This is a genomic window from Pantoea agglomerans (assembly GCF_021397715.1).
Taxonomy (GTDB): Bacteria; Pseudomonadota; Gammaproteobacteria; order Enterobacterales; family Enterobacteriaceae; genus Pantoea; species Pantoea astica.
In genome coordinates this window covers 67,455-87,026 of sequence record NZ_CP090209.1, presented here as the reverse complement: position 1 = coordinate 87,026, position 19,572 = coordinate 67,455, and the positions used below count along the sequence as shown (strand labels likewise).

General features: G+C 54.5%; 13 protein-coding genes. 9 read left to right on the top strand and 4 right to left on the bottom strand.

What is annotated here, in order from left to right; genetic code table 11:
• Nucleotides 1-66 precede the first annotated feature (66 nt).
• A complete protein-coding gene (locus LZU96_RS22720) occupies nucleotides 67-276 on the top strand; it encodes a YdgH/BhsA/McbA-like domain containing protein (protein WP_233988871.1) in 210 nt (69 codons plus the stop codon).
• Between the two features lie 287 nt (nucleotides 277-563).
• Nucleotides 564-1,757 carry a diguanylate phosphodiesterase gene (locus tag LZU96_RS22715; protein WP_233988870.1) on the top strand — a complete coding sequence of 398 codons (1,194 nt, stop codon included), beginning with the start codon at nucleotides 564-566 and terminating at the stop codon, nucleotides 1,755-1,757.
• Nucleotides 1,758-3,176: 1,419 nt separating this feature from the next.
• Here LZU96_RS22715 and LZU96_RS22710 read toward each other — a convergent pair.
• The gene (locus tag LZU96_RS22710; protein ID WP_233988869.1) at nucleotides 3,177-4,250 is read right to left on the bottom strand and encodes a RepB family plasmid replication initiator protein; all 1,074 of its coding nucleotides are present in this window, start codon (nucleotides 4,248-4,250) and stop codon (nucleotides 3,177-3,179) included.
• A 3,565-nt stretch (nucleotides 4,251-7,815) separates the two neighbouring features.
• On the opposite strand from LZU96_RS22710, the gene LZU96_RS22705 reads away from it, so the two are divergent.
• From LZU96_RS22705 to LZU96_RS22675, 7 genes are all read left to right on the top strand, one after another.
• Complete coding sequence (locus tag LZU96_RS22705; protein ID WP_031377930.1) at nucleotides 7,816-9,018, top strand: AAA family ATPase; 1,203 nt, start codon at nucleotides 7,816-7,818, stop codon at nucleotides 9,016-9,018.
• A complete protein-coding gene (locus LZU96_RS22700; RefSeq protein ID WP_233988868.1) occupies nucleotides 9,015-9,998 on the top strand; it encodes a ParB family protein in 984 nt (327 codons plus the stop codon). Before LZU96_RS22705 ends, LZU96_RS22700 begins: the two co-directional genes overlap by 4 nt.
• A 233-nt stretch (nucleotides 9,999-10,231) precedes the next feature.
• Nucleotides 10,232-11,158, top strand: a complete 927-nt coding sequence (locus LZU96_RS22695) for an aminoimidazole riboside kinase (RefSeq protein ID WP_233988867.1) — start codon at nucleotides 10,232-10,234, stop codon at nucleotides 11,156-11,158.
• A gap of 162 nt (nucleotides 11,159-11,320) precedes the next feature.
• Nucleotides 11,321-12,838, top strand: coding sequence for a carbohydrate porin (locus LZU96_RS22690; RefSeq protein WP_233988866.1), 1,518 nt, complete (start codon nucleotides 11,321-11,323; stop codon nucleotides 12,836-12,838).
• Nucleotides 12,839-12,909: 71 nt separating this feature from the next.
• A complete protein-coding gene (locus LZU96_RS22685) occupies nucleotides 12,910-14,280 on the top strand; it encodes a sucrose-specific PTS transporter subunit IIBC (protein WP_233988865.1) in 1,371 nt (456 codons plus the stop codon).
• Nucleotides 14,280-15,689 (top strand): sucrose-6-phosphate hydrolase, encoded by a 1,410-nt coding sequence (locus tag LZU96_RS22680; RefSeq protein ID WP_233988926.1) that lies wholly within the window; start codon nucleotides 14,280-14,282, stop codon nucleotides 15,687-15,689. The genes LZU96_RS22685 and LZU96_RS22680 overlap by 1 nt, the downstream gene beginning before the upstream one ends.
• A 29-nt stretch (nucleotides 15,690-15,718) precedes the next feature.
• Nucleotides 15,719-16,723: a substrate-binding domain-containing protein gene (locus LZU96_RS22675; RefSeq protein ID WP_233988864.1), complete on the top strand. Its 1,005-nt coding sequence runs from the start codon at nucleotides 15,719-15,721 to the stop codon at nucleotides 16,721-16,723.
• Between the two features lie 57 nt (nucleotides 16,724-16,780).
• On the opposite strand, the gene LZU96_RS22670 is transcribed toward LZU96_RS22675, so the two are convergent.
• The 3 genes from LZU96_RS22670 to LZU96_RS22660 form a co-directional block, all read right to left on the bottom strand.
• Complete coding sequence (locus LZU96_RS22670) at nucleotides 16,781-17,326, bottom strand: chorismate mutase (RefSeq protein WP_233988863.1); 546 nt, start codon at nucleotides 17,324-17,326, stop codon at nucleotides 16,781-16,783.
• 434 nt (nucleotides 17,327-17,760) lie between these two features.
• Entirely contained in the window at nucleotides 17,761-18,927 is a 1,167-nt protein-coding gene (locus LZU96_RS22665) for a zinc-dependent alcohol dehydrogenase (RefSeq protein ID WP_233988862.1), read from the bottom strand.
• Nucleotides 18,928-19,461 carry an SRPBCC family protein gene (locus tag LZU96_RS22660; RefSeq protein WP_233988861.1) on the bottom strand — a complete coding sequence of 178 codons (534 nt, stop codon included), beginning with the start codon at nucleotides 19,459-19,461 and terminating at the stop codon, nucleotides 18,928-18,930.
• Nucleotides 19,462-19,572 lie beyond the last annotated feature (111 nt).

The window sequence follows — 19,572 nt, the reverse complement described above, 5'->3', positions numbered from 1 at the left end:
CGCCTACTATTCATTCCATCGAGGCGAAACGCCTCTCCCGAATTAAAATGAACTGAGGAAATGACCATGAAAACCATCAAAACTTTTGTTGCTGTTGCTGCCCTGACACTGATCTCTTTCGGTATTTTTGCCCAGAGTATTACCGTGACCGCCTCTACGCTGGATGCAGCTGAAGCGAAAGTCGCGGCGCAGGCCAAAGATGCTGGTGCGTCATATAAAATTACCGGTGCCCGTGTCGACAATCGCGCGTACGTCTCCGCTGAACTGATCAAATAAGCTCAGCAGTTAGCTGACAGGGCTGCCCGAAGGGCGGCCTTTTTTTGCATTCTGCTTTCCCCCTGCAACCTGCTGCTCTGTTTGCAGTGTCTCTTAATGCCGTTTCACCAGGCGGACATCTTCCATTTTCTGCCGCTACGGTTAAAAAAGTGTTATCGGCCAATCTGCCGTTTCGCTTACTCCCGCCTGCGATGGTGCAGTCCGTGCGACGGTGAATAAGGTTAGATGCAACATTATTTGAACAATGTTAGCGTGTCCCCGACAATCACATAAAACCGGAGCTGCACATGCTGACCACAATAATATATCGCAGCCATATTTCGGATGACTTTTCCGTTAAGACCCTGCCCGAAATGGTGAAAAACGCCAGCAAAATTAATGCGTCTCATGATGTGACCGGCATTTTATTATTTAACGGCACGCATTTTTTTCAGCTACTGGAAGGACCTGAAGCGGGCATTCTGGCTGTTTACCGTCGCATCTGTGCCGATCGCCGTCATCACAACGTGGTGGAGCTGATGCGTGACTACGCGCCTTCCCGCCGTTTTGGTAATGCCGGAATGGAACTGTTTGATCTGCGCGAGCACGACCGTTCCTCGTTGTTGCAGGCGGTGCTCGATAAAGGCACCTCGAAATACCGTCTGACCTATGATGATCGGGCACTGCAATTTCTTCGGACCTTCGTTGAGTCGCGTGAGAAAGAAAATTACTACGAGGTTCTGCCGCCTGGCTACTGGGAGTTCATTTCTGAACGCAGCGATGTGCCGGACTCCAGACCGCTCACTGAAGGCGTCAGCTTCCGGCCGGTGGTGGATCCGCTGGCACGTCAGGTGACAGCGATTGAAGCGACCACCACGCGCCCGTCTGGCACGTTATCTGCGCAAGTCGCGAGCCAGCAACTCTATCTCGACGATCTCGACACGGTGAAAAAGACCTTTGCGCATGCCGGTCTTGTCTGCCCGGACGGCATGACGCTCTACGTCAGCCTGCTGCCTATGACGCTGGTGGTGGTGCCGGATGCCGTCAGCCAGATTGTTGCGGCGATAGTTCAGGCGGGTCTGGTGCCCGAACAGGTGGTGATCGGAGTCAGCGAAACCGAAGTTATCTCACAGCTTGAGGCGTTTTCTGAAGCCGTGCGCGAACTTAAAGCTGTCGGGATCAGCCTCTCCGTTGACAACTTTGGCGATGGATCGGCTGGCCTGTCATTACTGACGCATATTCAGCCAGATCGTATCCGAATCGATGCAGGCATTACGCGCGATGTGCATCGCAGTGGACCAAAACAAGCGGTGGTACAGGCGATTATCAAGTGTTGTTCGGCACTGGAAATCACGGTGATCGCGGCGGGCATCGTGCAGGCTGAAGAGTGGATGTGGCTGGAAGCCGCTGGGGTGATCAACTTCCAGGGCACCCTGTTTGCCGCCGCAGGACGCTATGATGCGCAGTACGTTGCCTGGCCGGAATACCGCGAAGCGATGTGATCCTCGCGCCGCTGCTCGTTGCATATACTGGGCTCGCCGGATGGCGGGCCTTTTTTTTATCCGGGTTTCAGCCATCTCTTGAGTCGCGTCTGGAATGCATAGTGTGGTGCTGGTTCACCCGGATCCAACATCCGCAGGCTACAGACTTTTGATAACCACTATAGCGAGTAAATATCCCTGTCTATCCACTACAGCGAGTAACCGAAGCGGCTAATCCTGCTGTTTACCTCCCTTTCACCGCAGCGGAAAGAAATGCATAACCACTATAGCGAGTAAACAGACTCCATCACCCATCCGGATAACCACTATAGCGAGTAGTTTGCGCAAAAATGACGCTGGATCAGCGTCGTGGATGGTTATTTAGCGGGATTCCCTTCAGATAACCACTGTAGTGAGTACCCGCACACCGTTACACGGTCACGGGTAACCACTGTAGCGAGAAGATGATGTTCACCGGCAAGGGGTTTCTGCAGCGCTCTGTATGCAGCCTGGCGTGGGGTACGGTGCTGACCACTCATGTCAGAGATAATCTGATTCCGCTCAGCTAACCACTGTAGCGAGCAGTTTCAGCAAGGTCGTGAGTGAGGTTAGCAACAGAAAGAACGCGGCGCTTGCAGGGATCACAACAGGCCTGCCGCAGGTCGCGGCCTTCGTCGTTAGCCCCTCCATCCGGTAACTGTAACCACTATAGCGAGTAGATCGTTGCAGGAGGTGATCTCGGCCAGCCCCCTCATTTTGCCTGGCGGCATGACTTTTCATTGCTTTACCGCTGAATAACCACTGTAGCGAGTATCTGTAACCCATAGCATCAACCACTATAGCGAGTATTTAACGTCGATCCCTCAAACGATAACCACTGTAGCAAGAAGGTAAGAAGGTTTCTGGCTATTTCCTGAACGATAATGCGCAATTATGGATTATAAAATAGCCAGTTAACCACAGCGGCGAGCATTACGATCACAAAAACCAGCTTTGCCGGTTTTCGCCACGCGGTTCAGAGAAGATACTGAGAGTGAGTAACCACTATAGCGAGTAACCGTTCGTTAGCGATCCTCAGGCCGTAAGGCAGAGCAGTACAGCCAATACCAGCCAGCCTGCGGCGTCGCCTGAAGAGTATGCCTCACGAATAACCACTAAAGAGAGGGACGCCAATCGGTCAGCACCGGTTGCAGAGTGGAAAAATGGCGGGAAGTCAGGCGTGCTGGAACCCGAAGCGACAGAGCTGAAAGAGAGAACTACAGCGGATGTCTGGGTGATAACCACTATAGTGAGTGATCCGTCTCACTTTTCTCACTACAGTGGTTAGTGCTCACTACAGCGGTTAGTCATTCTGACGCTTTACTCGCTATAGTGGTTAGCGTGCTATACGACTCCGGCAGGGCCTCTCTTCCCGGTCAGAAGCCGTAATAATCCCGCCTGTCAGCCCTTTTTCTCTTTGCGGATTTTATTCAGCAGCTCTTTTTCTTCCCGTGACACCATCACTAATTCGCTGCTCTCCTCTTCCGGCAGGATGTCGGGCAGATTGACGTCAATGATGTCCACATCGCTGTCGATATCATCGTAATCATCAATATCATCATCGATTAAGCCTGACTGGCTGAGCGGCAGCTCTGCCGGCCGCAGCTTAGGATGGCGGTAATGGACCCAGAAGTAGACTGACGAGCCGCGCTTGGTTTCGGTGTAGTCGAGATAGCCGATCTCTTTTAACTGCTCCATTGCTTTTCTCACGGTCGCATTCTGTGTGATAACGCGGGAAGTGAGGTTAAGCCGCGCGCGCAGGCGGGCCATCGATATCGGCGCAGGCTTCGGCGGCAAGCTTTCAATGAAGGTGTAAAGCGCCTGTGCGGACTCTTTTCTTGCCAGCTCGTTAATGGCTTTGAGCTGCAACAGCACTTTTCTGTCGAACTGATACAACTCAAAGATCTTGGGATCGGCCTGCAGCGTCACCGTATCTTTTTTAATGCTGTATTTGGCGGACTGCACCAGGTGAGTGGTGTAGTTTTCACCGCCTTTGCTGGTGAAAGTCAGGGTATTGGAGGCGATACGCGTCAGAGAGGCGTCCAGACGGTTCCTGAGCTTCGATGAGAGACGCGCTGATGGTATCCCACACAGCTTGGCAAATTCGACGAAAGAGAGCGTTACAGTGTCTCCCAGACACTCATGCGTGGCGAACGCACGGATGATGCCGACCCAGGTTTTAAAATCGTTATCCATATCCAGACGGGCGCCCAGGATCTTGATGTTGTCATACCCTTCCGATCTCACCAGCGAAAGCTGCTTCAGATCCTGCGTGACGTCCATCGCGTTCATCTGGTTTTTCTGACTGCGCGCCGTGGATTTTAGCGTGGGAACGAACAGACCCAGCCGCATCAGAGCAACAGGCTGCACCGTGTTATTACTGTTGGGAGTGAGGGTAACAACTTCACCGGTACGTTTGTCTGTTTCGCTAAACGCTTCAGCTATGTTCAGGATATCGGGTTCTTTTTTTGGCATGTAACAGATCCGTGATGTGAACAAGCGAGAGTCGCCGTTACTCGATACAGTGGATACTAGCACTCACTATAGCGGTTGATCTACTCGCCATAGTGGTTTTTTATCTCGCTATAGTGGTTAGTTTACTCGCTACAGTGGTTGGCGATCTGCTTTCAACTCAGCAATACCACGGCCTCGCACGGTATGGGGATCTGTAGGGACCTTATAAGGATCTTACTGGGATCTGTTATTGGATCTGACCGGTGGATAAAACGGCAAAACCCGTGTCCGGTTGCAGTGGAAAATTAACGTGAACTTCAGAATGCGCTCTCCTGCCCGCTGGCAAATTCCAGCCACAATGGGATTAACAGCCCTGTCTGTGAAGATAAGGTTATACACAGGGAAATAGCGATTTACTCGCTACAGTGGTTATCGGTCACTCGCCAGCGCGGTTGCTTTTCTCGCTACAGTGGTTATTCCACTTACCACAGTGGTTGTTCTTCTCGCTATAGTGGTTATCAACCCTGCCTCAGCCCTTGTCTGGTAAGGGCCAGGACGGATCGGGGATCTGTTAAGGATCTCATTTTGATCTATAGAGGATCGAACGATTGGATCTGGCCTGTGGATAATGAGGATAAAATGAATTACTGAGGGTGTATAACCTGCCGGTTCAGTTCAGACAAAGTCACCACGTAAGGAAACGCTGGAATAGCGATTGCCTGTTATCTGATGAAACAGAAAAGACCTTACCCACTTGACCAGGCCAACCTCGGACAGGCTGTTTTTGAAGAGATCCCGTAAACGGAAAAGCGGTTTAACATCCACCCTCCCCGTTCCGGTCAGCCAGCTCTTTATTGTTACTGAATGAAGCCTGAGAAGGATTAACCTATTTCCGCCTGAAAAGCAGAACAGTTAGCGTGGCAGAACGCTCCGCCAATATTGCTGACCTGAAACCACTCAGTTTGAGAACTGCATTCCTGTTACAGACAGGCAATCACAGAAACCAATTGCGTGGCTCTTCACTGACTTTATTTCAGCTCGCCCCGTTTATCTTTCTTAATCTGGAATTTTTCACCATAAGATTTCATGTTTAAATATTTGATTTTAAATAATTTATTCAGAATTTTCATGCTGAAAACACCCTAATCCCGGACTCAACTTTTCTTCTTTAGCGTACTTGAGCAACCGCTCAGAGGTGAAACCTGCAGGATGCAGGAAGACAAAATGAGGTGATGAATAAAATCACCATCGAGAGATGTACGAAGCATCTAGCATTAAGCTCATCAAAGAAGTTACCGGAATGACCGATAGCTTCCTTATGCCAGCCTGCTTATTGGCTGATAACACTGTTATCAACTCTGATTCCGAAGGTGGAGTATTCATGGAAGCAGGAAGCAATTCTGATCATTGTACGGACGCACATACCGGGGTTACACCAGAGTTCAGAGAGTCTTAGCCCGGGCGCTTTCGATAATTTCAACAAATGCCGGTGACGTTGCAGAGATAAAGCGTTCATTGAAAGAGAGCCAAACGCCTTCGAATGCTGCCACCAATCAGACAACACGGAACAAGCTCATCGGCATCCACGTGGCGTTGCTGCAAGTTTTTAAATCCTGCCCCGACTTAGCTGGCTTTACAGCAGCACAATGGATGCTGAATCTCAGACTGCCAGGGAATTTGAATTTCACCCTGACGATAAGCCGTTCAGTGGATCAGTGCCCTGCTCGCGTGTTCCGGATAAAAGTCAGCTTGCGCAGAATCGATGAGACGGGAAACAGTGCCCTGTATAGCCAGATAAACGAGCACAGCGGCAAGGGGCGACGCTTTGAACCTGGGTACCACTCGGACCTGTAGAGTTACCCTTTGCCTGATGCGTACCTTAACCTATATCTGCATCACAGACTGCTGATGTCACGTCGCCGGGGCGATCAGCACCATTATTTCTGCCCGTAATAACGGCTAAACGCTTCTCGAAATGGCCACATTGTGATGGTGCAATATCCGGCATAACCGCACCAGCAACATTAAGCTTGATGACGCCGCGCAGTTCCAGTTGCGGGCTTCCAGACTCATCAGGACCGGATCATCAATAAAAGGTGTTATCCGCGCGATCAGACTTTGCTCACTTCAGTTGGCGTGACGCCAGGAGTCGTGCGGATAAAAAGCGGGACGCCCAGCCTGAGCTCAGGCGCTGATGTTTTCTCGCTTACCGTTCAGGCGCTAAGTCCGGGCTGTACTTCGGTTGCCCAAAAAACCTTGACGTTAAACAGAGCGACTGAGATCGATAAGTGATCCACAGAGAGTGCCTGACATTGTTCGTTATCCCGATCAGCCTGTTCTCTGTTCACAATAGCTGTAAACACCGGGGTTCACAGCCGGTCTGTTAAGAGAAGTCAGAGAGGGGTTTTTGTCTCTGTCAAAGGGCGCAGATACGGCAGTGATGGTTAAACTAGGAGTCGGTGTACAAGATAAAAATGTTTCGATTCCCCCAGGCGAATAAAAGTATGAGGTTCAATACAGTCCGACACCGGGTCTGATTAGTTACTAAAACTGGCGGACTTGACATAAAAAGCCCGGAACCGGGCTGCGCGAAAAAAACGGGCCGTTGAGGGCATCCAAAACCGAAGGGTGATTAGGGACGTCACGCTGCCGGCAAGTTTTGGAGATGTGCTGCTCAGAGCGACAGATGAAGCGAGAATCATCAGGGTCATTAGCGCTGAACACGCCCGCATGGATTTCCGATCCCGGGCGCCCCTTTTTTAAGGATAACAAGATGGGGTATCACAGTTCACAACGGTGCTTAACGCAGTATTCATCTTCATTGCTAAAGTACTACAGGATGAGAGCTTCAGCGTAACGGTGGAAGAGCCGGGTTACACCACGTCGGGTTTAGTCAGCGCTCCGGCTACAGAAGCGTCGGGCAGGTAGTCCATAACATTCTCTGGCAGGCAGAACAGAGACCATCAGAAATCAAAGCGGACTTTTTTTGATGAACGCGGCTGACAGACTGCTTGCTGTGCCGGAACAGATAGGGAGGACGGGCTTCTGTTTACCGGATTAAAAAGAACGATAGTGTCAGCAAATATCGCTTTCTGGCTGCACGGGCAGAATGGATAATGAACCTGCGTCCCGTTCTCCTCGCCTGCACGCTTGCTCGATGAAAAATGTCCTGAACGGCTTTTGAAAATGAATTTTCACCTCAGGATTTCATCTCTATTGCGCTGAAATATAGGCTTTTTTTCTGGATTTTCACGATGAAAACACCTTTTTCTCAGTCGGTTTTCCTGCGTTTTCATCACCACTATCAGCTCTCTGCACACACAAATAACATCCGCCGGTACTGCACTGTTCACCGTTGTGATTTACAGCAAAGGCTGTCGGGCAGTGATCAGTGACCTCAGCGCCGCGTAACTGCCGCTGTTCATTAGGCTGAACGGCCGATAGCAGCCAACGGCTCCGCAACCTCAAAACCTCCGCAGCCATCCATCCGATAATAAAAAATCCAGGTTTTTGGCATTTTTCTAAAAAATTGGCAGGTAACCGCTTTTTGTGTAGTATGCAAAAAAACATTAATGCAGAGGGGCTTATGAAGCGTGACTATGGTGGTGTGCTGGAGATGGCAACGCGTGCCAACTCCATGTTGCACGGGCTGAGCAATCACATTGAACAGCAGCGTCAGGAATTTAACCAGACCGGTTTTTATCAGACTTTCTCGCGCAATGCCGTCGCTAACATGCCGCTGCTGAGTAAGCATGCGGTTGTGGCTGCCATCAGTGACATGGAAGAAGCCGGCTATCAGTTTGGTAAGAAGCAGACCGGCAGCACCTCACAATATGCATTAACCATTCAGAACGTGGTCGATATTTACCAGCATCGCAAGGTGCCTAAGTATCGTGATAAGCATGAAGGTCCGTTTGTGATCTTTGTGGTCAGCCTTAAAGGCGGCGTCTCCAAAACGGTCAGCACCGTGACGCTGGCTCACGGTATGCGCGCGCATCCTTCTATGCTGCACAATGACCTGCGTATTCTGGTTATCGATCTGGACCCGCAGGCTTCCAGCACCATGTTCCTCAGCCATACCAACAGCGTCGGTTCGGTGCTGGAAACCGCCGCCCAGGCGATGCTTAACGATCTGGATGCCGATCAGCTGCGCGAACAGTTTATCAAACCGACGGTGATGCCTGGCGTGGATGTGATTCCCGCTTCGATTGATGATGGCTTTGTCGCCAGTGACTGGGAAGAACTGGTCGCTCAGCATCTGCCTGGCGTTGCACCTTCCGAAGTGCTGCGCCGTAACGTGATCGATCGTCTGGCGGGGGATTATGATTTTATTTTCCTTGATACCGGCCCGCATCTGGATTCCTTCATGCTGAACGCCATTGCTGCCAGCGATGTGCTGCTGACCCCAACGCCACCGGCACAGGTCGATTTCCACTCCACCATGAAGTATCTTACGCGTCTGCCGGAAATGCTGGAACGCATTGAAGCGGAAGGCGTGGAGCCACGGCTGAAGGCAAACATTGGCTTTATGTCAAAAATGACCTCCAAACACGATCATCTCACCTCGCAAAGTTATGCGCGCGAAGTGTTTACTAAATCGATGCTGGATTGTGGCCTGCCACGACTGGATGGTTTTGAACGTTGCGGCGAATCGTTTGATACGGTGATCAGTGCTAACCCGTCCTCGTATCCCGGCAGCGCCGATGCGTTACGCAAGGCGAAGTATGAAGCAGAGCAGTTCTCAAGGGCTGTATTTGATCGTATTGAATATATCAGGAGCACCCTGTGAGCAAACCTATCCAGCGCATCGGTCGCAAATTCGGTGACTCCGCCATTGCCAGCATGATCGACAGCAGCAACCAGTCGCGCACCTTTACCCTTAAATCAGGGATGAAGGCGACCTTTGTGCGGCAGTTGATCCCTCATGATGACATTGAAGCAAAGACCTTTGTCGACCCGAAGATTAACGGGCGCGATCAGAGCACGCTGACGGCGGAATCGCTCAAAGAGATCACCCGCACCATTACGCTGCAACAGTTCTTTCCGGCCATTGGTCGCCTTAGCGCCGACCGTATTGAGATCATGGATGGCTCACGCCGCCGGGCAGCCTGTATTCTCTCCGGAGCCAGTCTCGAAGTGCTGGTCACCGCAGATGAACTGAGCATCAGCGATGCCCGTCAGCTGGCGGCAGATATCCAGACCGCCAGAGAGCACAACCTGCGGGAACTGGGGCTGCGTTTTATGCTGATGAACGATCAGGGAATGAGCAAGTCGGACATTGCCAAAGCGGAGGGGATCTCAAATGCCAAAGTGTCGCGTGCATTCCAGGCCGCATCCGTACCGGCAGCGTTTATCGAACTTTTCCCGGTGGTGGCTGAGCTGACGCTTCCGGATTACCAGCTGCTGCTGGATGTCTGGGAAGAGGCGAAAGCGGAAGCGGTAGACGCCAGCGAACTGACCCGCCAGATTCAGGAAAAGTTGTCCAGCGAGACTGCACCGGAAAAGATGAATGACGATGAGAAAAAATCGGCCATTCTTAACCACTTCAGGGCCGCCAGAAAACAGCTTAAAGCCCCCGCGCCCGCGAGCAAAACGGTGACAGAAAAACTGGCGACCTTCAGCACCGCCAATACTTATGCGCGTCGTAAAACCAACGATGAGAAGCGCACCGTGCAATATGAGTTCAGCCGTCTGCCGAAAGAGATCACTGAGAAGATTGATGCCTCCATTAAACAGATACTGGCATCAATGAAGCAGACCCATTCGTAGCATCCCTCATAACCGGCCAGGCGCCGGTTTTTTTAGCTCAGGCCTGCCTGTGGCTCTCCGCCTAACCATCACGCCCGCCGGAACCCTTGCTGCATCGATGCCTCCCTGTGCGTAAACCTGCACATCGTTACTACGGCACATCTCTCGTTACCGCATTTTGATCATTGAACTCAGACGCATTTACGGTTATAGCTAAAACGGTTTAGCCAATTTACTTCTTTTAAGGAATCGTTATGTCAGCTCGCGTGTGGTGTCTGGGTGATGCAGTGGTCGATCTGTTGCCGGAAATGCCGGGACGTTTAATGCAGTGTCCGGGCGGCGCACCGGCCAATGTCGCCGTGGGCGTGGCGCGCCTGCAGGGAAACAGTGGTTTTATTGGCCGGGTAGGGGCCGATCCGTTTGGCGACTTCATGCGTCAGACGCTGAACGATGAACAGGTTGAAACCGCCTGCCTGATATCCGATCCCGCTCATCGTACCTCAACCGTGGTGGTCGGACTCGACGACGATGGAGAGCGTTCCTTCACCTTCATGGTGCGCCCCAGCGCCGATCTGTTCCTTGAAACGGCCGATCTGCCCCGGTTCAGCGCCGGGGAGTGGCTGCACTGCTGTTCAATCGCCCTGTCAGCCGAACCTTCACGGACAGCCACGCTCACCGCGATGCAGCGTATACGTGACGCAGGCGGATATGTCAGTTTTGATCTGAATCTTCGCCATGACCTGTGGCCCGATCCGACGCAGCTGCACGCCGTTGTAGATCAGGCGCTGGCCTGCGCTGACGTGGTTAAGCTGTCAGAGGAGGAACTGCAGTTTCTTCAGCCTGCAGCGAAGCCTGCTGACGGTATGCAGCAACTGGCTGAACGCTTTGCACTCAAACTGCTGCTGGTCACGCAGGGCAGGGCGGGTGTGATGGCCTGTTTTGGTGGCCAGATCTATCACTATCCCACCACGCCCGTGGTCAGCGTGGATACCACCGGTGCCGGCGATGCCTTTGTTGCCGGGTTACTGTGGGCGCTGGCAGCTGTCGGCTTGCCCACCGATGAGCCGCAGTTAGCTGCCAGTCTTGCCAGCGCCCAGCATTGTGGGGCACTGGCCACCACCGCTAAAGGGGCGATGACGGCGTTACCCTGGCTGCATCAGCTTACCGACCAGAAAGCCTGATTTAGCCGACTGATATCGCGTGTTTTGCGAGCCATCTCACATTCACTAAACCGGTTTAGCTTTTTTCATTGCGCAGGGAAATTACCCATGATTATGATTCGCGCCTAAACCGGTTTAGCAAAAAATTATGTGATGATAGCCTTTCCTCAGGGATGCAAAACAATGAAAAAAAGCATGCTCGCATTAGCCCTCTCAACCCTGCTCGTTGCTGTGCCGGCCCGGGCAGAACCGGGCCTCACCAGCATTGAAGCCCGGCTTGCTGCACTTGAACAACGTCTGCAGGCCGCAGAACAGCGCGCAAGCGCGGCCGAGACAAGGGCTGAAGCGGCTGAAAAGCAGGTACAGCAGGTGGCTGCCCGACAGCAGCAGAAACCGGCCACAAACGTTGTCGTCCCGCAGCGTCCCGCAGCACCGCAACAGACCTCGTCAGCCGATGAGGGGGGATTTGAGTTTCACGGTTACGCGCGTTCGGGTTTGCTGATGAACAGCTCAGCAGCGAAAACGCAGGGCGGACCGACGCTGACGCCTGCCGGTGAAACCGGTGGTCACGTTGGGCGTCTTGGTAACGAGCCTGATACCTATGTCGAACTGAATCTGGAGCATAAGCAGACGCTGACCAACGGTGCCACCACCCGTTTTAAAGCGATGCTGGCCGACGGGCAGCGTACCTACAACGACTGGACTGCTGACAGCAGCGATCTCAACCTGCGACAGGCGTTTGTCGAAATCGGTCAGTTACCGACCTTCAACGGTGCCTTTAAGGAGAGTACCGTCTGGGCCGGCAAACGCTTTGATCGTGACAACTTCGATATTCACTGGATCGACTCCGATGTGGTGTTCCTCGCCGGTACCGGTGCCGGCTTTTACGACATCAAATGGGGCGATCAGGCGCGCAGTAACCTCTCGGTGTATGGACGTACCTTCGGTGATATCGAAAACAACGAAAACAGTGCGCAAAACTACATTCTGTCGCTCAATAACTTTGTCGGTCCGCTGCAGTTGATGGTCAGCGGCATGCGGGCAAAAGATAACGACGACCGCGAAGATATTGACGGGAATAAAATCAAAAGCGATGCGGCCAGCACCGGCGTACATGCGTTGCTCGGGCTGCATAACGACAGCTTTTATGGCCTGACCGGGGGGACGTCAAAAACGGCGCTACTGTATGGTCACGGGCTGGGCGCAGAGGTGAAATCGATCGGTTCGGATGGCGCATTGTTGCCGCAGGCGGATACCTGGCGCCTCGCCAGCTATGGTATTACGCCGCTGGGCGGTGGCTGGCATATTGCCCCGGCGCTGCTTGCCCAGCACAGTCAGGATCGCTATGTCAAAGGGGACAGCTACGACTGGGCGACCGCTAACTTGCGGCTGATTCAGGCGATTACCCAAAATTTTGAGATGCAGTATGAAGGCTCTTATCAGTACATGGATTTGCGCCCGGAAGGGTACAACAACCGCAATGCCGTCAGTGGCAGCTTCACCAAACTCACCGTCGCGCCAACCCTGAAAGCAGGAGACGTTGGCGACTTCCTGAAACGTCCGGAAATCCGATTGTTTGCCAGCTGGATGAACTGGGATCACCGGCTGGATAACTATGCCAGTGACGATGCCTTTGGCAGTAAGGGCTTTGAGGCCGGAGGTGAATGGAACTTTGGCGTTCAGATGGAAACCTGGTTCTGACCAGGCAGCCCCGGCCCGCAGAGCCGGGGCAACCGCAACGATAAGAACAACACCAGAAGACAGAGGTTAATATGGATTATGCAAAAATTTCCCGCGCGCTACTGCCTTTGCTGGGCGGCAGGGAGAATATCGCCAGTGCCGCACACTGCGCTACGCGCCTGCGGCTGGTACTGGCGGACGACAGTAAAGCAGACACCGCGGCGATTGGCCGCATCGAGGGCGTGAAAGGCTGCTTCCGCAATGCCGGGCAGTTGCAGGTTATTTTTGGCACCGGCGTGGTCAACAAGGTCTATGCCGCGTTTATCAGCGAGGCGGGGATCAGCGAATCAAGCAAGTCTGAAGCGGCGGATATCGCTGCGCGCAAGCTGAACCCGTTCCAGCGTATCGCCCGTCTGTTATCGAATATCTTTGTGCCGATTATCCCGGCAATTGTGGCGTCCGGCCTGCTGATGGGGCTGCTCGGCATGGTCAAAACTTACGGCTGGGTCAATCCCGATAACGCACTCTACATCATGCTGGATATGTGCAGTTCAGCCGCCTTTATTATCCTGCCGATCCTGATTGGTTTTACCGCCGCCCGCGAGTTTGGCGGCAACCCGTTTCTTGGCGCGACACTTGGCGGCATTCTGACTCACCCGGCGCTGACCAACGCCTGGGGCGTGGCGGCGGGCTTCCATACCATGAACTTTTTCGGCATCGAAGTGGCGATGATTGGCTACCAGGGCACGGTGTTTCCGGTGCTGCTGGCGGTGTGGTTTATGAGCGTGCTCGAAAAGCAGCTGCGCCGGATTATTCCCGATGCGCTGGATTTGATCCTGACGCCGTTCCTGACCGTCATTATCTCTGGCTTTATCGCGCTGCTGATTATCGGACCCGCCGGGCGTATGCTGGGTGACGGCATCTCCTTTGTGCTCAGTACCCTGATCGCCCACGCGGGCTGGCTGGCGGGGCTGGTGTTTGGCGGGCTCTATTCGGTGATTGTGATTACCGGGGTACACCACAGTTTCCACGCGATTGAAGCAGGACTGCTGGGAAATCCCGCTATTGGCGTTAACTTCCTGCTGCCAATCTGGGCGATGGCGAACGTTGCGCAGGGTGGCGCCTGTCTGGCGGTCTGGTTCAAAACCAAAGATGCGAAGATAAAAGCCATTACGTTGCCTTCCGCCTTCTCGGCGCTGCTGGGGATCACGGAAGCGGCAATCTTTGGTATTAACCTGCGCTTCATGAAACCCTTTATTGCCGGTTTGATCGGCGGCGCGCTGGGGGGAGCCTGGGTGGTTTCAGTGCATGTCTCTATGACGGCCGTCGGGCTGACGGGTCTGCCCGGCATGGCTATCGTCAAAGCTGGCTCACTGCTCAACTACGGCATCGGTATGGCGATCGCATTCACCACGGCGTTCGTAATCGCTTATCTGCTCAAGTACAAAACGGATTCTGAATGATGGCCTCATCGACACTTTTGCCGGCGATTCTGCAATCGGTAATGCAGAAGATGCCTGCTGCACTTGGCGACAGCTATTATCCCGGCTGGCATCTGGCACCGGTTACCGGACTGCTTAATGATCCCAATGGATTTATCCATTTTGATGGTCACTATCATCTGTTTTATCAGTGGAATGCGCTGGGGTGCGAGCATAGACATAAATGCTGGGGACACTGGCGCTCTGCCGATCTGCTGCACTGGCAGCATCAGCCGATTGCGCTGATGCCCGATGAAGAATATGACCGCAGTGGCTGTTACTCGGGCAGTGCGGTCGATGACGATGGCGTACTGACGCTACTCTACACCGGCAACGTGAAATTTGACGACGGCGGGCGCACGGCGTGGCAGTGTCTGGCACAGCAAAACAGCGCTGGCGGGTTTGATAAGCTCGGGCCGGTTATGGCATTGCCGGAGGGCTACACCGGACATGTCCGCGATCCCAAAGTCTGGCGACAGGGCAACCACTGGTACATGGTATTGGGTGCTCAGGATCGGCAACTGCAGGGCAAAGTGCTGCTGCTGCGGGCGGATAATCTGCGGCAGTGGCATCTCCTCGGCGAGATAGCGGGCAGCGGGCTGGGTGGCCTCGGGGAAGCGGGCTACATGTGGGAATGCCCGGACATGTTTACCCTCGGTAACACCACCTACCTGATCTGCTGTCCGCAAGGCGTGGCGCGCGAGGAAAAACGTTTTCTGAACAGTCACCCCAGTGCCTGGCTGAGCGGTACGCTCGATGAAGAGACGCCGGCCTATCGCCACGGCCCGCTGCACGAAATGGATGCCGGTTTCGAATTTTACGCGCCACAGACCACGCTGAGCGCTGATGGCCGCCGATTGCTGGTGGGCTGGATGGGCACGCCCGACGGGGAAGAGATGGCACAACCCACCATTGCGCATCACTGGATCCACCAGATGACCTGCCTGCGTGAACTGAGTAGCCGGAATGGCCGGCTCTGTCAGCAACCGATCGCCGAACTGCAGGCGCTGCGTAAGGACGGGCAGGTTTATCAGGGCCGCGCCGATGAGGCGCCGCCGATCGCAGCGCAGCGGCTGGAACTGCGACTGGAAAGTGAGGGCGACATTGAACTCAATTTTGCCGATACGCTGATCCTGACGTGGCAGCAGCATGAGCTACGCCTGGCCCGGCGCAGTCTGGTCACGGGGGAATGGCACTACCGCTACTGGACGGGTACAGCCAGCCGGTTACAGATCCTGTGTGACCACTCCAGCGTTGAGATTTTCATCAATGATGGGGAAGGGGTGATGAGCAGCCGTTATTTTCCGACCCAGCCGGCGACGTTAACCCTGCGTGGCCGCGCAGAACTGCAGGCACACTACTGGTCGTTACGTCGCTGCATGGTAGAATAAGCGCTTGTTTCCTTAGACGATGCCTTGCCGTGAGAAAAACAAAACGCGTTACCATCAGTGACATTGCCGCGCTGGCGGGGGTGAGTAAAGCCACCGCCAGCCTGGTGCTCAACGGCCGCGGGGAAGAACTGCGGGTCGCGAAGGAGACGCGTGAACGGGTGCTGGCGCTGGCCAGGCAGCATCACTATCAGCCGAGTATCCATGCACGGATGCTGCACGATGCCCGCAGCCATACGCTGGGGCTGGTGGTACCGGAAATCACCAACCACGGCTTTGCCGCCTTTTCGCACGCGCTGGAGAATCTGTGCCGCGCCGCGGGTCTCCAGCTGCTGATCGCCTGCACCGATGAAAACGCCGTGCAGGAGAGGGCGGTGGTGAATAACCTGGTCTCGCGTCAGGTGGATGGGCTCATCGTCGCATCCAGCATGTTAAGTGACAGTGATTACGTTGCGCTCAGCGAGCAATTGCCGGTGTTGCTGTTTGACCGCCATATCAGCGACACCGGCCTGCCCTGGGTGATCACCGACGCCATCACGCCCACCGCCGATCTGGTTGAAAGGCTGGCGCACGCCAGTCCGGATGAGATCTACTTTCTTGGCGGACAGCCCGATCTGTCACCGACCCGGGACCGCCTGACGGGGTTCAGGCAGGGACTGTCGCGCGCCGGTGTCACGCCGCGTCCGGAGTGGATTATTCAGGGTAACTATCATCCAGGCAGCGGCTATGAGATGTTTGCCGCGTTGTGCGAGCGGCTGGGAAGACCACCGAAAGCGCTTTTTACCGCCGCCTGCGGCCTGCTTGAGGGCGTCCTGCGCTATATGAGTGAGCACCGCTTGCTGACCAGCGAGATCCGCATTGCCAGTTTTGATGACCACTATCTCTATGATTCCCTCTCCATCCCTATCGACACGGTCGAGCAAAACGTGCCGCAGCTGGCGCAGGCCTGTTTTTCGATCCTGACCACCCTGATTCGCGGTGACGATCCGGCCAGCAGCCAGCTGGTTCTGCCAGCGACGCTTCGCCTGCGCTGTTAACTGCCGCCGGATATGAGAACCGACGAGCCGCATCCGCCAGCTTACTTCAGCATGACATTAATGGCTGCGCTCGATGCCGGAAAGGGATGCCAGCAGGCTATTTTTATCGGCTTCGCTCAGGTTAGGCGCTGTGAGTTGCGAGGCCAGCCAGGCCCGTTCGGCATGTGGAAAGCCGCCGGCCTTCAGCTGCTGACTGATAGCGTTCAGCAGTTGGGTATCCAGCCGTTGTATCTGTTGCCGGGTATCAGCCAGATCCCTGGCGGGCACACCGTTATCGGGTACTGATAGCCAGTCAGCCCGATAACGGTACTGAATTGCTTTGCTGGCATTCATCAGAGCATGGACGAACGGCTCGACGGAGCGGGGTTCCAGACCGGCTTGCCGGGCATGATCGAGCATGCTTTGCATCACCTGCTCTTCCCGCGGCAGATCCTCGATCGGCAGATGATGCTGTGCCTTATAGCCAGCCACCTCTTTCATCACCTGCATACGTTCATTTAGCGCAGTGGAGAGCGTCCCGAGCGCGACAGAAGAGACCGATCCCGCAAAGACGTTACTGCAGACAAACAGTGAGGAAAAAAGAATCGTCGTAAAGTGCGTCATTTACCCGCTCCGTTAAGGAAAAGTGGCACTAATTTAGGCATGAAAATTTCGCCAGAAGTAATTATTTTGTTTTCAAAGTATGAATTGCAAGCGATGTCAGTGCTGTGCTGCCAGGTGATTCATTCTGATGGGTTTTTGGCGTTTTTCCGGTCACACAACCTTCATGTTGCTGTGTCAGGCTGACAGGTTGACTCCGCGGCGACCGGATCATTTTATCAGCCTGCCACATGGCCGCTCATGAGTTGACCCGACGAAGGTGGAGAGGAGAGGGAGAAGGTGTTGTTCTGGCGCGACGGCATCCTGGAGTCAGGCCGGGATCATGTCCGGTGATTGCACAACCTGATGTTGCCATCCGGGTCGGACCCGGTAGCCTCAGACTGCCCGCGATGTGCTGAGGATGAAGACTGCGCCGCCAGTCCAGGCGGCGCAACCTGTCAGGGAACGAAGACCGCGCGGACGCAACCCTCTTCTTTATGTTTGAACATCTCATAACCCCGCGGTGCCTCTTCCAGCGGGAAGCGATGCGTGGCCATAAAGGCCGGGTTCAGTTCATTCTTTGCCACATGCTCCAGCAGACGATGCATATAGCGCTGACCATGCTGCTGAGCCGTGCGGATGGTCAGGCTCTTGTTGATCATCAGCCCTAGCGGAAATTTATCCATTACGCCATACACGCCGAGAATGGCAATGTTGCCGCCCTTACGGCAGGCATACAACGCCTGACGCAGCGCCGCGCCGACATCGGTTTCGAGATGCAGCATCTGTTTGGTTTTATCGTAAACCTGGCTTAATCCTTCGCCGCGCGCTTCCATGCCGACAGCATCAATACAGCTGTCCGGACCCCGTCCACCGGTGAGTTCCAGCAGCGCTTCGTTGATGTCCACCTGAGTGTAATCCAACGTTATGCTGCCTGCGTAATCGCGCGCCATCGCCAGTCGCTCCGGATAACGATCGATCCCAATCACCTGATGAGCGCCCATCAGCCACGCACTTTGTTGCGCCATCAGACCGACGCCGCCACAGCCCCAGACCACCACCGTGTCACCCGGATGGATATTACAGAAATCAGCGCCCATATACCCGGTCGGGGCAGCATCGGACAGAAACAGCGCCTGCTCATCGGTTACACCTTCGGGTATGACGAAGCAGTCATTATCGGCAAACGGCACGCGGACATATTCAGCATGAGATCCGGCGTAGCCGCCAAACGCGTGGCTGTAAGCGTAGATGCCGCCGGTAGCATGACCGAGCACGGTTTCACCTTTCTCCCACTGCGGATTGGTGTTGTCACAGCAGGATGGCAACTGATGCTGGCAATACCAGCAGGAACCACAGGAGATGAATGAGGGCACCACCACGCGATCGCCACGGCGAATATTTTTTACCGCGCTGCCGACTTCAACCACTTCACCCATGAACTCATGACCGAGGATGTCGCCTTCGCGCATACTCGGTATCAGTCCGTCAATGACGTGCAGATCGGAGCCGCAGGTGGTGGTCAGTCTGACACGAACAATCGCATCATGAGGGTTTAGCAGGCCGGGATCGGCCACGGTTTCGACGCTTAAATCGTTGACGCCATTCCAGCATAGTGCGCGCATTTATTCCTCCTTATCCTGACGTTCGGCGTGGCGACCCGCAGGCTGGCCTTCCAGCGTCGGAATTTCTCCGGTTTCGGCCAGGCATTTGAAGCGATGCAGCGCTTTGCTGGCCACTTCTTTGGGCAACAGGTCAAAAACTTTGGTTACTTTTTTACCCAGCGCGCCACCGGGTGGAATAAAACGCAGCGTCAGCGCCAGTTCTGTTCCCCATTCACCGGGTGCCGGGCGCAGCAGCAGTTCGCCCTCGTTAGGAATATCAGCGCCCTCCAGCGAACGCCAGGCGATGATTTCACCTGGCTGGGCTTCGACAATCCGGCTTTCCCACGCATAGTGTTTGCCCAGTGGGCCGTCAATCTGCCAGTGCGCGTCGCTTTTATTCACCGGGGTAACCCTGGCAAAGTGGCTCATGATGCGCGGCAGGGTGTCAGGCTCAAGCCACAGGGCAAAAAGTTCGGTCGCGGGTCGCCCTACGGTGATCCAGCGCCGCAGCGTCAGCGCATTGTCGCTGGGGGTTGTTTGAGATTTTTTGGCCAAAGGGTCCTCCGATAGCAGGCTCATTCGAACGGAAATCACTGAAATGAGTTAAGAACAGCCTGTGAAATTTTGCGAGCGAAGCCGTGGCGCTGCGGTGCTGCCCTCACTGAC